Source organism: Dermacoccus abyssi (assembly GCF_003515945.1).
Lineage (GTDB): Bacteria > Actinomycetota > Actinomycetes > Actinomycetales > Dermatophilaceae > Dermacoccus > Dermacoccus abyssi.
Genome location: NZ_QWLM01000013.1, coordinates 78,995 through 94,139, shown reverse-complemented (window position 1 = coordinate 94,139; position 15,145 = coordinate 78,995). Strand labels below are relative to the sequence as shown.

Here is a 15,145-nt window from a genome sequence, read left to right as displayed (position 1 = left end):
GGTTGACTCGAAGGATCACGCGGTGGCCGCTGCTTCGTCTGCCGTACACGCCGGTGACGATCTCGGCTACCGCGCTACACCACTATCGGGGACTCAACTCGCTTCGTGAGCGGTACGGCCTCGGCATTGTCGATCGCTGCCAGCGTAGAACCCGGAACGTTCGTGGTATCGCAGTCGCGCATTCGCACGGCTGACGTCAGACTTTCGCGCAATGTCGTGCGCAGATCACTCGTCATGTCGCCAGGCAACGCCCCTCGCGTGAGTGGATGCAACCTCTTTCGTCAGGGGTTGAGACGTTAGCGTTCTGCCATGAACGACTACTCCGCCGTCGCTGATCGCTACGCCATCCGCCGTCTTACGGCTGACGACGCCGCGGACATCGCGGCCGTGCACATCCGCGTCTGGCGCGAGACCTACCCGGGACTCATGGCACAGGCGGCTCTCGATGCCCTCGACGTCGAGCGCTTCACCGTGAAGTGGCGCCAGATCCTCGGCGGTGACGACTCACCCCGAGTCGTCGGGGCGATCGAACGCGCCACGGGTGCCCTGGCTGGATGGATCACCGTCGGGCAGGCGCGCGACGAGGACGCTCCCGCGCCCACGGAGCTCTGGGTGCTCAACCTCGCCCGCGAGCACCAGGGGACGGGCGTTGCCCGGGAACTCATGAGGCTCGAGCTGGCGGATCGGCCCGCTTACCTGTGGGTGGTCGAGGGCAATGAGCGCGCCATTGCGTTCTACCGCCGCCACGGTTTCGACATCGACGGCGTCAGGAGGGAACAGGACGACGAGGGCAACCGCGATCTGCGGATGACGCGCCCAACTATCGTGAAGTAGGTCACACTCGTCGCGTACCTTGGTCGCCATGAACGCCTACATCGATGCCGACACATCCCACGGCAGCGGCGCGGACGGCGGTGCCACCACCCCGAGCACCGGACGCAGCGCCTGGCAGAAGCGTTATGACGACGCTGTCGCGAAGGGTCTCGTGCGAGACGCCGACTTCACGACCCTCTCGGGCGAGGAGGTCGACCCCGTCTACGGCCCCACCGACGGTGGGGTCGACCCGCGCATCGGGTGGCCGGGTGAGTACCCATACACGCGCGGCCTGCACTCGACCGGCTACCGCGGGCGCCCCTGGACGATCCGTCAGTTCGCCGGTTTCGGCAACGCCAAGCAGACGAACGAGCGCTACCGGATGATCCTCGGTCGTGGCGGCGGCGGTCTTTCCGTCGCGTTCGACATGCCGACGCTCATGGGGCGCGACTCCGACGAGGAACTCTCCCTCGGTGAGGTCGGCCACTGCGGTGTCGCCATCGACTCCGTCGCCGACATGGAGATCCTCTTCGACTCCATTCCGCTCGGCGACGTCACGACGTCGATGACCATCTCCGGCCCTGCGGTGCCGGTGTTCTGCATGTACGTCGTCGCGGCCGAGCGCCAAGGCGTGGACGTTGGCACGCTCAACGGCACGCTGCAGACGGACATCTTCAAGGAGTACATCGCGCAGAAGGAGTGGCTCTTCGCTCCGGAGCCGCACCTGCGCCTCATCGGTGACCTCATGGAGTACACCACCGAGAAGATGCCGGCCTACAAGCCGCTCTCGGTGTCCGGGTACCACATCCGTGAGGCGGGAGCGACGGCGGCGCAGGAGTTGGCGTACACGCTGGCCGACGGCTTCGGCTACGTCGAACTCGGCCTCTCCCGTGGTCTCGACGTCAACACCTTCGCGCCCGGGTTGTCCTTCTTCTTCGACGCGCACGTCGATTTCTTCGAGGAGATCGCGAAGTTCCGCGCGGCACGCCGTATCTGGGCGCGCTGGATGAAGGAGGAGTACGGCGCCACCTCCGAGAAGGCGATGTGGATGCGGTTCCACACGCAGACGGCGGGTGTCTCCCTCACGGCGCAGCAGCCGATCAACAACGTCGTCCGCACCGCGGTGGAGGCGCTTTCCGCCGTGCTCGGCGGAACGAACTCGCTCCACACGAATGCCCTCGACGAGACGCTGGCGCTGCCGACGGACGAGTCGGCCGAGATCGCGCTGCGTACGCAACAGGTGCTCATGGAGGAGACCGGCATCACGAACGTCGCCGACCCGCTCGGCGGCTCGTGGTACGTCGAGGCACTCACCGACAACATCGAGGCCGAGGCCGAGAAGATCTTCGCTCAGATCCGTGACCTCGGGGAGGCAGGTGCACCGCGTGACGAGGACGGCGCGGTTTGCCACGAGGTGGGGCCGATGACAAGTGGTCTGCTGCGCGGTATCGAGGAGGCGTGGTTCACCGGCAACATCGCGGATTCGTCCTTCCGCTACCAGCAGGCGCTGGAGAAGGGCGACAAGCGCATCGTCGGCGTCAACGCTCACATGGAGACGAACGCCAAGCCGCTGGAGATCCTGCGCATCAGCCACGAGGTCGAGCGCGACCAGGTCGCGTCACTCAAGGAGCGCAAGGCCGGACGCGACGGCGCCGTCGTGCAGGAGAAGCTCGACGCCCTCGTGGCGGCGGCGAAGACCGACGCCAACCTCATCGAGCCGATGCTCGAGGCGGCCCGCGCCGAGGCGACCCTCGGCGAGATCTGTGGGGTTCTCAAGGAGCTGTGGGGCGAGTACCGAGAGCCTGCCGCGTTCTAGTCGAGCCGCCCACGGTGGCACTGTGGCACACCGAACGGACCTCCGTCGCTGGTGCGCCCGAGGTAGGTGCGAACCACGTGTTCCTGCAAGAATGCCTGTATGACGAATCAGCCGCTGAACGCCGCGTCACTGCGCGGTGCCGTCGACCTCTCCTCCCTGAAGAAGCCGCAGGGCGCTCCTGCGGGTGCCGCTCGGACGAGCGACACCTCCGGCGCTACGTCGGCGCCTCTGCCGGGCGCCGCTGAGGCGCCTGCGGCGTCGCCTGATGCGCAGGCTGCCGATACGTTCCGTCACGACGGGCTGGTCGTCGACGTCACGACGGACAACTTCCAGGCCCTCGCTCAGCAGTCGGTTGCGCACCCCGTCATCGTGGCGATCTGGGCGCGCTCGCAGCCTGCGTCGCAGCAGCCGATCGACGTTCTTGCCCGCGCCGTCCGCAAGCAGGAGGGACGCGTTCTCCTCGGTGTGGCGGATCTCGACGACAGCCCCGAGATCGGGCAGGTCTTCGCGCAGCTGTCACAGCAGGCTGCGCAGCAGGGACAGCCCGGTCAGATCCTCGCGGCGGCCTTCGTGCAGGGCCAGCCGATCCCGATTCCGCCCGTCGTCGAGGACGCCATGGCTGACGAGATTCTCGGCCAGATCGTCCAGATCGCCGTGCAGAACGGCGTGACGGGGCGTGTGCAGGGGTACGACCCGAACGCTGCGCCTACAAGCGACACTGACGAAGGCGCGGACGAAGCCGAGCCGGAACTGCCGCCGCTTCACCAGTTGGCGTACGACGCCATCGAGAAGGGCGACTACGAAGGGGCGCTCGCCGCGTTCGACCAGGCGCTCGAGCAGAACCCCAAGGACGAGGAGGCCCGCCTCGCGCGTGGCCAGGTCAAGCTCATGCAGCGCACCCAGGGTGCCGACCTCAACGCTGCGCGCGAGGCTGCGGCGTCGAATCCGGCCGACATCGAAGCGCAGATGACCGTCGCGGACCTCGACCTGCTCGGCGGGCACGTCGAGGACGCTTTCGCGCGCCTCATCGATGTCGTCAAAGCCACGCGTGACGACGAGCGCACCACGGTGCGCGAGCACCTCATCGAGCTTTTCGACGTCGTCGGGTCGAGCGACCCACGCGTCAACAAGGCCCGCACCGCGCTGATGTCTGCGCTGTACTGACGACAGCGGAATTGCGCGTGCATGGAGGGAAACAGCGGCGCTATTCGTAGACCGGTCCTGTAATGCACGAATGGTGGGGGTCTGGTGAAGGAGATCACCACACACCCACCATTCGTGCGGTCATGCCAGGTGCGACATATGAATCCGCGAGAGTCAGCTTCCGAGCGCTGCTGACACCACGTCGCGGGCTTCGGCCTGCACCTGGGCGAGGTGCTCCTCGCCCTTGAACGACTCGGCGTAGATCTTGTACACGTCCTCGGTGCCCGAGGGGCGCGCCGCGAACCAGGCGCTGTCGGTGACGACCTTGAGGCCCCCGATCTTCGCACCGTTGCCCGGCGCCTCCGTCAGCTTCGCCGTGATCGACTCGCCGGCGAGCGTGTCCGCGGCGACGGCGTCGGGCGTCAGTGCGCCGAGCTTTGCCTTTTCCTCACGCGATGCGGGTGCGTCCACGCGGGCGTAGGCGGGGGCGCCGTGCTTCGCTGTCAGTTCGCCGTAGAGCTCCGACGGGGATTTGCCCGTTGTCGCCTTGATCTCCGCCGCGAGCAGGGCGAGCAGGATGCCGTCCTTGTCCGTGGTCCACACGGAGCCGTCGACGCGGACGAACGACGCCCCGGCCGACTCCTCACCGCCGAAGGGGCCCGAGCCGTCGAGCAGGCCGGGCACGAACCACTTGAAGCCGACGGGCACCTCGACGAGCTTGCGGCCGAGGTCGTCGGCCACACGGTCGATCATCGAGCTGCTCACGAGCGTCTTGCCGATGAATCCGTCGCCCCACTGCGGGCGCGCGCCGCCGTAGAGGTACTGGATCGCGACGGCGAGGTAGTGGTTCGGGTTCATCAGGCCGGCGTCGGGCGTGACGATGCCGTGGCGGTCGGAGTCGGCATCGTTGCCGGTTGCGATGTCGTACTTCTCGCGCTGGGCGATGAGGGAGGCCATGGCGTTGGGGGAGGAGCAGTCCATGCGGATCTTCTCGTCCCAGTCGAGCGTCATGAAGCGCCATGTCGGGTCCACGAGAGGATTGACTACCGTGAGATCGAGGCCGTGGCGTTCGGCGATCTCGCCCCAGTAGGCGACGGCAGCGCCGCCGAGTGGGTCGGCGCCGATCCTCACGCCGGCGTTCTTGATCGCCGCCAGATCGACGACGTTGGGCAGGTCGTCGACGTACGTGCCGAGGAAGTCGTACTTCTGCGCCTTCTCCGACGCCTTCGAGAAGGCCACCCGCTTGACACCGGAGAGCCCACCACGGATGTACTCGTTGGCGCGTGCCGCGATGATCTTCGTGGCATCCGAGTCGGCCGGCCCACCGTGCGGCGGGTTGTACTTGAAGCCACCGTCGGCCGGCGGGTTGTGTGACGGCGTGACGACGATGCCGTCGGCCAGGCCGGATCCGTTCGTCAGATCCTTGCCCTTGTTCGCGCGCAGGATGGCGTGGCTGACGGCGGGCGTCGGCGTGTAGCCGTCACGGTCGTCGACGAGCACCGTGACGTCGTTCGCGACGAGCACCTCGAGTGCACTCGCCCACGCAGGCTCGGACAGCGCGTGGGTGTCGCGGCCGAGGAACAACGGGCCGTCGAAGCCCTGCGAGCGGCGGTAGTCGACGATCGCTTGCGTCGTCGCGAGGATGTGCGCCTCGTTGAACGCGGTCTTGAGGCTCGAACCGCGGTGCCCCGACGTGCCGAACGCCACCTGCTGGTCGACGTTCTCAGGGTCGGGCGTGAGCGTGTAGTACGCCGTGACGAGGTGGGGGACGTCGATCAGGTCACGAGGTTCGGCCAACTGGCCCGCGCGGTTGCTCATGCCTTCATCCTGCCCTCTTTGAGCGGCGACGTAAACGCCCGAACCGATGCCCCGAGCGAGGCGGGGCGGACGCGATGAGGCCGGCCGCACCCCTGGCGGGTACGGCCGGCCTCATGCGCTCGATCGAGCGGGTCGTCAGTCGCGCTGACGCGTCTCGTCGGCGGCGTCGCGAGCCTCGTCGTCGGGGCCCCAGCGGCCACCCTCGACGTCCTCGTCGAGGCCGCCACCGGGCGTGCCGGTGATGTCCTTGAGGTGCTCGACGGGCTCGTCACCCGTCTCGTCCTCGCCGGCCGGCGTAAAGGCACGCTCGTGCGCCTTCGACTCGGTCTGCTCGATGTCGAAACCACCCTCGTCCGCGTGGTCGACGGGGTGCATCGCCGGGACGCCGGTACGCGAACTCGCCTGCTGGTCGCCGGCCGCTCCCTGAGCGTCCTCGGCCTGCGCGCCGCCACGCGAACCGTCGAGCGGCTGATCGAGTGCGCCCGGGTTGCCTGCGGCGTCCTCGAGCGGCGCGCCCGCGATGAGGGCCTCGGACGGCTGCCTGTCGGACGAACTCGTCGCTGCGTTCTGGTCACTCATCGTGTTCTCCTGTCGTGCCGTTGCGGTGGACGATGAATCGGCGCCACCGGCCTGCTCGGTAGCGGTGTGCGCAGCCACCTGCGTCATGTCGGGGCGCGTCGCCGGCTCGAACCACACGACACCGAGCGGCGGCATCGTGATCTCGGCCGAGTACGGCTGCCCGTCCCACGGAATTTCCTCCGCGACGACGGAACCGAGGTTTCCGACTCCGGAACCACCGTACGCCTGGGCATCGGTGTTGAGGATCTCGTTCCAGGTACCCGCGTGTGGCAGACCGACGCGCACGTTCTCGTGCGGCGATCCGGCAAAGTTGGCCGCCACGGCGACGACGGGGCGGTAGCCGTCGGACTCCGCCTCGGCGAAGCGGAGCCACGTGTAGGCGTTGCGGTCGGCGTCGTCGGCGTTGATCCAGCGGAAGCCCTCACCCGAGTGGTCGAGAGCCCACATCGCCGGGCGCTCACGGTAGGCCCGGTTGAGATCCTTCATCATCGCGTGGACGCCGTAGTGTGCCGGCTGGTCGAGGAGCCACCAGTCGAGGCTGCGCCCGTCGGCCCACTCGGCCTCCTGGGCGAACTCCGAGCCCATGAAGAGCAGCGGCTTGCCCGGGTGCGCCCACATGTACGCGAGGTAGGCGCGCACACCGGCGAGCTGCTGCCAACGGTCGCCGGGCATCTTGCGCAGCAGGCTGCCCTTGCCGTGCACGACCTCGTCGTGACTGATGGGAAGGACGAACTGCTCGCTGAACGCGTAGACGAGCGCGAACGTGAGGTCGTGGTGGTGGTGCTGGCGATAGATCGGCTCGCGCGCGACGTAGTCGAGCGAGTCGTGCATCCAGCCCATGTTCCACTTCAGGCCGAAGCCAAGGCCGCCCGAATCGGTCGAGCGGGTGATGCCCGGCCACGATGTCGACTCCTCGGCGACGATGACGACGCCCGGGGTGCGCTTGTACGCCGTGGCGTTCGTCTCCTGAAGCAACTGCACCGCTTCGAGGTTCTCCTGGCCGCCGAACTTGTTCGGCTCCCACTCGCCGTCCTTGCGGGCGTAGTTGAGGTAGAGCATCGAGGCGACGCCGTCGACGCGCAGACCATCGGCGTGGAACTCCTCGAGCCAGTACAGCGCGTTCGCGACGAGGAAGTTGCGCACCTGCGGGCGGCCGTAGTCGAAGATGTTGGAACCCCACTCGGGGTGCCAGCCCTTGCGCGGGTCCGGGTGCTCGTACAGCGCCTGGCCGTCGAAGCGGGCCAGCGCCCACTCGTCGGTGGCGAAGTGACCTGGCACCCAGTCGAGGATGACCCCGATGCCCTCCTGGTGGAGGCGGTCGACGAGGAACTTGAAGTCGTCAGGGTCGCCGAAGCGACTGTTGGGCGCGTAGTAGCTCGTGACGTGGTAGCCCCAGCTCGGCGGGTAGGGGTGCTCCATGACGGGCATGAACTCCACGTGCGTGAAGCCCAGGTCCATGACGTAGTTGACGAGGTGTTCGGCGAGGTCACGGTAGCTCTGACCCTGTCGCCAGGAGCCGAGGTGGACCTCGTAGGTCGACATCGGGCCGTGGTGCGGGTCGGTCTCCGCGCGCTTCGTCATCCAGGCCGAGTCGTTCCACTCGTAGTGCGAACTCGTCACCTTCGAGGCGGTGGCGGGCGCCGTCTCGGCGAGCCGCGCCATCGGGTCGGCCTTGGCGCGACGGACGCCGTCGCTGCACAGGATCTCGAACTTGTAGGCGGTGCCCTCATGCACGTCGGGCACGAAGAGCTCCCACACACCGGAATTGGAGAGCGTGCGCATGCCGTGGCCGACGCCGTCCCAGTGGTTGAAGTCGCCGACGACGCGCACGGCCTTGGCGTTGGGCGCCCAGACCGCGAACGACGTGCCGGTGACGTCACCCATGACGCTCGGGTAGGTGCGCACGTGCGCACCGAGCACGTTCCACAACTCCTCGTGACGACCCTCACCGATGAGGTGGAGGTCGATCTCGCCGAGCGTCGGCATGAAGCGGTACGGGTCGTCCCCGCGCTGCTCCGCGCCGTCCTCGTAGGTTGTGAGGATGCGGTAGTCGGGCATGTGCTCGCCCGCCGTGGCGCCCACCCAGATGCCCTCGTACTCGTGTGTGAGCTCGACGCGCTGATCGCCCATCTCGACGGTGACCGTGCGTGCCATCGGACGCACGACACGGAACGTGATGACGCCGTGGGCGACGTGAGCACCGAGGACGCGGTGCGGGTCGCGGTGTTCACCAGCGAGGACGACGTTCAACTCGTTCGTGTCGACCGATGCGGGACGCACCTCGCCGCCGGAGCGTTCGGTGTCCATTCCGAGGGCCGAACCGGCCTGGGCCGCCAGGTCCTTCGTTGCACCGACGACGCTGCTCACGACCCCGGTTCCCGCTGCGTCGGGCTTGCTGCCCGGCTCGGCGACGGTGGCGTCATCGGTTGCGGGGACACCGCGCGTCGTGACGGGAGGGGGAGTGTTCTCGGAGTTCATGGTGCTCCTTTCGTCGATGCCCGCAGCTGCGTCGCCGGTGTCGGCGAGCGGCGTGACGGGGTGCGCGCTCATGGCGTGCACTTCGGAGGCCTGCGGTGCGGCCTCGAGGATCCGGACGACGGCGTTCGCGGGGATGCTGAGCCAATCCGGACGGTTGCGGGCTTCGTAGGAGATCTCGTAGAGCGCCTTGTCGAGCACGAACAGATCGAGCAGGTCGCGGGGGACGGAGGCGCCGGCCTCACGCTCGTAGCCTTCGAGAAACGCCGCCTGCGTCGCGCCGACCCAGGCGCGGCGGTCGCCGTCGGCGCCCGGTTGCTCGTTCTCGATCGTGCCTCCGGCGTAGTCGAAGGAACGCAGCATGCCCGCGACGTCGCGCACGGTGACGTCGGGGTTCGTTCGTTCGTCGAGCGGACGCAGAGGCTCGCCCTCGAAGTCGAGCAGCACCCACCCGCGCTCGGTTACGTCGAGTACCTGACCGAGGTGGTAGTCGCCGTGGATGCGCTGGAACGCCGGCCACGTCGCGCCGCGGCTCGCCTCGATGCGTGCGGAGACGGCCGTCGTGTGCTGTGCCAGGTGCTCGGCCTCGTGGAAGGCCGCGGCCGCGCGCTCGTGCATCTCGTCGACGAGGTCGCTGATGCGGTTCGCGTCGGGCTCGGCCGTCGGCAGAACCTCGGCGAGGGTGCGGTGGACCTCAGCCGTCGTGCGGCCCAGGGCGCGGGCTCCCTCGGTGAAGTCACGGTTGTCACGAGCGGCCTCGAGGGCCTCGCGCCATGCGTCACGCACGTTCGGCAGGAACTCCTGCGCGAACGCGAGGTCGGCCGTCACGCGCTCGCGGCTGTGGCGACCCTCGCTGTACGAGCCCGCCAGCGACGCGTAGAGGGCTGGCACGTGCTGGTTGCCCGCCGCGGTGAGGGCGTTCGTGATCTCGATGTCGGGGTTGGAGCCGACGTGGAGCACGCGGAAGACCTTGGCGATGAGCTGCGAGCCGTCGTCGAGCGTGTAGATGATCGACGTGTTCGACTGCTCGCCGCTGAGCACCTTCGCGCTGCGCATGCGGGGCAGCCCCGCGCCGCGGGGGCTGGGGCGGCCCTTGACGGTCATCTCGACGACGCCGTCGCTGCGCTCCTCCTCCGTGCCGGCGTTGACCATGACGTCGAGCAAAGCTGCCGCGAACACCGGGTCGTGCGGGCCGTCGTAGAAGTACCGCGTGCCGAGGACGGAGTGCTCGGACGTGCCGATGAGGGCGTGCTCCAACTCCGGTACCCGCTCGCCGCGGTAGGTGACGGGGATCTGGTAGGTCGTGTTCTCGCCGGACGTGACGTCCCGCAGGAACATGATCTCGACGCCGACCTGACCGCTCGGGTCGGCCAGCCGGAAGGCGCTCGTCCGGTGGAACTGCGGCGTGCGCCCCTTGCCCTGGAACCAGCGCTGCTTCGCCACCCAGGGGCCGACGAGGTCGATCTTGCCGGGCTCCATCGAAGCGTTCGAGTGGATCTCGGCCACCATCAGCCGTCCTCCTTGAGCACGTCGAGCAGTTCGGAGGCGTCGGCCTCGGCGCTGCCCTTGGCGGCGGGCAGCTCGGCGTCCGCGCTCACGTCGGACTCGATGGCGAGCCAGTAGAAGCCGCGCGAACCGAGCATGGCCTCGAGCGTGCCGTCCTCGCGGATCGCGCCGAAGCCCTGACCGCCGAAGATGTCGGTGAGCTCGGCGCCGGCGAACTTCTCACCGACCGCGATGCGAGCACCCTGCGGGCGCGACGACAGGTTGTTGACGCACAGCAGGTGCTTGGCCGAGTCCTCGGACTTCGCGTCGTCGTCCGACATCGAGCGGGTGTAGGCGAGCACGGCCTCGTTGTCGGCCGGCGTGACGACGAAGTCGCCCATGCCGAACGCCGCGTGGCGCGAGCGTACGGCGAGCATGCCGCGCGTCCAGTGCAGCAGCGAGGAGTTGCTGGCCATCTGCGCCTCGACGTTCACCGCGGAGTAGTTGTGCACGAGGTTCTGGATGACGGGCAGGTACAGCTTTCCCGGGTCGGCCGTCGAGAAACCCGCGTTGCGGTCCGGCGTCCACTGCATCGGCGTGCGGACGGCGTCACGGTCGTCGAGCCAGATGTTGTCCCCCATGCCGATCTCGTCGCCGTAGTACAGGCACGGCGAGCCCGGCAGCGACAGCAGGAGCGCGTTGATGAGTTCGATCTCGGCGCGGCTGTTGTCGAGCAGGGGAGCGAGACGGCGGCGGATACCGACGTTCGCGCGCATGCGCGGGTCCGGTGCGTACCAGCCGTACATGGCGGCGCGCTCCTCGTTCGTCACCATCTCGAGGGTCAACTCGTCGTGGTTGCGCAGGAAGGTGCCCCACTGCGTGCCCTTGGGGATCGGCGGGGTGTCGGCGAGCACGTCGATGATCGGCGCGGCCTTCTCCTCGCGCAGCGAGTAGTACAGGCGCGGCATGACGGGGAAGTGGAAGCACATGTGGCACTCCGGGTCTTCCTCGGTGCCGAAGTAGTCGACGACCTCGTGCGGCATCTGGTTGGCCTCGGCGAGCAGAACGCGTCCGGGGTACTCCTCGTCGACCGTCCGACGAAGGCGCGCGAGGAACTCGTGCGTCTTCGGGTGGTTCTCGCCGTTGTGGCCCTCCTCCTCGAAGAGGTACGGCACGGCGTCGAGACGGAAACCGTCGATGCCCATGTCCATCCAGTAGCGGACGATGTCGAACATCTCCTCCTGAACGGCCGGGTTCTCGAAGTTGAGGTCCGGCTGATGGGAGAAGAAGCGGTGCCAGAAGAACTGGCGGCGCACGGAGTCGAAGGTCCAGTTGGACTCTTCGGTGTCGACGAAGATGATGCGCGCCTCGGAGTACTTCTCGTCCGTGTCCGACCACACGTAGTAGTCGCCGTACGGACCTTCCGGATCCTCGCGGCTCGCCTGGAACCACGCGTGCTGGTCGCTCGTGTGGTTCATGACGAAGTCCGTGATGATGCGGATGCCGCGAGCGTGGGCCTGCGCCACGAGCTCCTGGAACTCGGGCAGCGTGCCGAACTCGGGCAGCACCTGCTTGTAGTCACTGATGTCGTAGCCGCCGTCGCGCAGCGGCGAGGCGTAGAACGGGGGCAGCCACAGGCAGTCGACGCCCAGCCACTGCAGGTAGTCGAGCTTGCCCATGAGGCCGGAGAAGTCGCCCGAACCGTTGCCGGTGGAGTCGCTGAAACCGCGCACGAGCGCTTCGTAGAAGACGGCCTTACGGAACCACTGGGGGTCGTGCTTGAGCCCGGGCTGGTGGAGTCCAAGTCCCTGCATGTCTTCAGAACCGCCTTACATGAATGATGTGAACGTTTTCGGCGTCCGGTCCGAGCCGGACGAAGTTGTGCTCGCCCCAGTGCCAGGTGGCATCGCTGAGGAGGTCGTGGGCCACGAAGCCCTCGTCGCCGCGCAGGCCGATCGCTCCCATGTCGAGGTGCACCCAGGTCTCACGCGTGGCGTGCGGGTCGGTGTTGGCCACGACGAGGATCGTGTCCTCGCTGCCGTCGGTCAGCACACGGCGCTTGGAGAAGACAAGGAAGTTCTCGTCGTCGACGCCGTGCCAGCGCAGGTTCCGCAGGTGTTCGAGGGCCGGGTGCGCGCGGCGGATCTCGTTGATCCGGCGCAGGTACCAGTCGATCGACTGCCCTTCCTTGGGCCCGCCTGGAAGGTAGTCGTCCCACCCGCGGTTCTTGAACTGGTACTTCTCGTTGTCGATCTGCTCCTGGGCACCCGGTCGGGCGACGCTTTCCATGAGCTCGTACCCGGCGTAGATGCCGTAGGTGGGCACGAGCGTCGCGGCGAGAGCGGCGCGCAGCTTCCACGCTGCCGGGCCGCCGAACTGCATGTACGGCGTGAGGATGTCGTGTGTCGTCGGCCAGAAGCTCGGACGCATGTAGCTCGCCGTGTCGCCGATGAGCTCGTCGAGGTACTCGCGGATCTCCCACGGCTGGTGGCGCCACGCGTAGTACGTGTAGCTCTGCTGGAAGCCGATGCGCCCGAGGTTGTGCATCATGGCGGGCTTCGTGAACGCCTCGGCGAGCCAGATGACGTCCGGGTGGTTCTTCGCGACGTCGGCGATGAGCCACTGCCAGAACTCGACCGGCTTCGTGTGCGGGTTGTCGACCCGGAAGATCTTGATGCCGTGGTCGATCCACACCTGCATGACGCGGCGCATCTCGGCGTAGATGCCGGCCGGGTCGTTGTCGAAGTTCAGGGGGTAGATGTCCTGGTACTTCTTCGGCGGGTTCTCGGCGTAGGCGATCGTGCCGTCGCTACGCGTCGTGAACCACTCGGGGTGCTCGGTGACCCACGGGTGGTCAGGCGCGCACTGCAGCGCGATGTCGAGCGCGACCTCCAGGCCGAGCTCCTCGGCGCGGGCGACGAAGGCGTCGAGATCGTCGAAGGTGCCCAGCGACGGCTCGATGGCGTCGTGGCCACCGTCCTTGCTGCCGATGGCGTACGGCGAACCCGGATCCTCGGGGCCGGCCGTCAGCGAGTTGTTCGGACCCTTGCGGTTGATCGCGCCGATCGGGTGGATCGGCGTGAGGTAGACGACGTCGAAGCCCATGTCGGCGACGGCCGGAAGGCGCTCGGCGGCCGTACGCAGCGTTCCGGAGACCCACTTGCCCGTGGCCTCGTCGAAGTAGGCGCCCTCGGAGCGCGGGAAGAACTCGTACCACGCGCCGGTCAGGGCGAGCTTTCGCTCCACCAGCCACGGGTACTCGGGGCTGGGAGAGACGAAGTCACGCAGCGGCAGGCGCTCCATGACCTCCTTGACGCTGAGCGACGTGCCCGCGGCGAGGCGCTCGTCCTGCGGCAGGCTCGTGTCGCGCATCGTGGCGGCCGCGTGCTCGAGCACGCGGGCGTCGTCGTCCGGGTGGTCGTTCGTGGCGAGCGAGCGGTCGAGAACGCGGGCGCCTTCCTCGAACATCACCTCGACGTCGATGCCGGCGGGCACCTTGATCGTGGCGTCGTGCTCCCACGTGCCGTACGGGTCGCTCCAGCCCTCCACACGGAAGTGCCACACCCCCTCGTGGTCGGCTTCGGCCTCGGCGGTCCACAGGTCGAGGCCCGGGTTGACGCAGGTCATGGTGACGATGCGCTCGGCACCGTGCGGGGAGACCATGACGAGGGAGGCGTTGGCGACGTCGTGGCCCTCACGGAACACCGTGGCGCGCACGGTGAAGGGTTCGTCGACGACCGACTTGGTCGGCAGGTTGCCGCCGTCCACGATCGGCATGACGTCGGTGACCGGGATGCGTCCGATGCCTCGCACGCCACCGATCTCCACGTGCGCCGTCGTGGGGGCGCTCGCCGCGGGTTCGGGGCGGTGCTCAGTGGTGTCGGGGGTGTACCGGCCGGTTTCCGGCTCGGCGCTCGCCGGGTTCGAGGCGAGGTCGATGTCGTCTCGCGCGGAGGCGGGCGACGCGGCAGAGGTGTCGGGGGTCGGTTTCGGCATGGGCGATCGGCCCGGCTGAGAAACAGTCACGTGCGTCACGCTACCCAATACCACTGACAACCGCTTCTCGCGCGAGGGGCGGCGAGACGGCCAGCCGCGTGAGACCGGCCTCACATGGGCATTCGCGGAGCTTGCGCCCGGTTCGCGGGCCGAGATGAGGCCCGCCTACGATGACGGGGTGTTCGTCCCCCTGACTGTCGTCGTCCTCGGCGCCACCACCCTGCTCGCGCTGCTCGCCGCAGTCGCGACGGTTCGCGGGCGTCCCATCGACAACCCGATCTTCTATCTCGTGATCGCGGTCGAGGTGCTGCTCGTGCTGCAGCTCGTCGTCGGTATCGCGACGTCGGGCTCGGCCGATCCGCGGATGAACACCGGAATCTTCATCGCCTACCTCGTCGGGCTGCTCATCGTCCTGCCCGTCGCAGGATTTTGGGCCATCGCCGAGCGGGAATCGCGCTGGGGGACGGCGGTGCTGCTGCTCGCCGCTGTCGGCCTGGGCATCATGGTCGGCCGCATTCTGCAGCTGTGGAACGGTCACCCGTGACCCCGAGCAACAACGACCCCGCACCGAACGAGGCGAAGGACGCGCGCGACGTGACCAGCCGGAACACCCGAACCGTGAACTCGGGACCGGGACGAATGCTCGTGGCCGTGTACGGCCTGTTCGCGCTCGCCGCGACGGGGCGCTCGATCATGCAGTTGTCCCAGAGCTTCTCGAAAGCGCCGGCCGCCTACCTCCTCTCGGCGCTCGCGGCGATCGTCTACATCGTCGCGACAGTGGCCCTGGCACGCGGTGACCGGACGTCGGTGCGTCTCGCCCGGGCGACGATCGGTTTCGAACTCGCCGGTGTCCTGATCGTCGGGCTGTGGAGTGTGCTCCAGCCCGACGCGTTCCACGACAAGACCGTGTGGTCGCACTTCGGCCAGGGCTACGGGTTCGTGCCCCTGCTGTTGCCGATCATCGGTCTGCTCTGGCTGCGCCGGAGCGCGCCGACCCGCTGACCTGACGCCCGGCGCTCG

9 protein-coding genes are annotated in these 15,145 nt (G+C 68.1%); 5 read left to right on the top strand and 4 right to left on the bottom strand.

The annotated features are described in order from the left end of the window. Nucleotides 1–309 precede the first annotated feature (309 nt). From D1832_RS11400 to D1832_RS11390, 3 genes are all read left to right on the top strand, one after another. Nucleotides 310–834 carry a GNAT family N-acetyltransferase gene (locus D1832_RS11400; RefSeq protein WP_118914135.1) on the top strand — a complete coding sequence of 175 codons (525 nt, stop codon included), beginning with the start codon at nt 310–312 and terminating at the stop codon, nt 832–834. 28 nt (nt 835–862) lie between these two features. Further along, entirely contained in the window at nt 863–2,629 is a 1,767-nt protein-coding gene (locus D1832_RS11395; protein ID WP_118914134.1) for a coenzyme B12-dependent isobutyryl-CoA mutase large subunit, read from the top strand. A gap of 99 nt (nt 2,630–2,728) precedes the next feature. Beyond that, nucleotides 2,729–3,793 (top strand): co-chaperone YbbN, encoded by a 1,065-nt coding sequence (locus D1832_RS11390; protein WP_118914132.1) that lies wholly within the window; start codon nt 2,729–2,731, stop codon nt 3,791–3,793. A 153-nt stretch (nt 3,794–3,946) separates the two neighbouring features. On the opposite strand, the gene pgm is transcribed toward D1832_RS11390, so the two are convergent. The 4 genes from pgm to D1832_RS11370 form a co-directional block, all read right to left on the bottom strand. Next, entirely contained in the window at nt 3,947–5,590 is a 1,644-nt protein-coding gene (gene pgm / locus D1832_RS11385; protein WP_118914130.1) for a phosphoglucomutase (alpha-D-glucose-1,6-bisphosphate-dependent), read from the bottom strand. 135 nt (nt 5,591–5,725) lie between these two features. Then, nucleotides 5,726–10,153, bottom strand: coding sequence for a 1,4-alpha-glucan branching protein GlgB (glgB, locus tag D1832_RS11380; RefSeq protein WP_118914129.1), 4,428 nt, complete (start codon nt 10,151–10,153; stop codon nt 5,726–5,728). Next, a complete protein-coding gene (treS, locus tag D1832_RS11375; RefSeq protein WP_118914127.1) occupies nt 10,153–11,943 on the bottom strand; it encodes a maltose alpha-D-glucosyltransferase in 1,791 nt (596 codons plus the stop codon). The genes glgB and treS overlap by 1 nt, the downstream gene beginning before the upstream one ends. Before the next feature lie 4 nt (nt 11,944–11,947). Then, on the bottom strand, nt 11,948–14,125 hold the full coding sequence (locus D1832_RS11370) for an alpha-1,4-glucan--maltose-1-phosphate maltosyltransferase (protein WP_182434767.1): 2,178 nt from the start codon (nt 14,123–14,125) through the stop codon (nt 11,948–11,950). Between the two features lie 178 nt (nt 14,126–14,303). On the opposite strand from D1832_RS11370, the gene D1832_RS11365 reads away from it, so the two are divergent. Together D1832_RS11365 and D1832_RS11360 are read left to right on the top strand one after the other, a co-directional pair. Beyond that, nucleotides 14,304–14,669 carry a hypothetical protein gene (locus tag D1832_RS11365; RefSeq protein WP_118914124.1) on the top strand — a complete coding sequence of 122 codons (366 nt, stop codon included), beginning with the start codon at nt 14,304–14,306 and terminating at the stop codon, nt 14,667–14,669. After that, the gene (locus D1832_RS11360) at nt 14,651–15,127 is read left to right on the top strand and encodes a hypothetical protein (RefSeq protein ID WP_415544696.1); all 477 of its coding nucleotides are present in this window, start codon (nt 14,651–14,653) and stop codon (nt 15,125–15,127) included. Before D1832_RS11365 ends, D1832_RS11360 begins: the two co-directional genes overlap by 19 nt. Nucleotides 15,128–15,145: the final 18 nt, after the last annotated feature.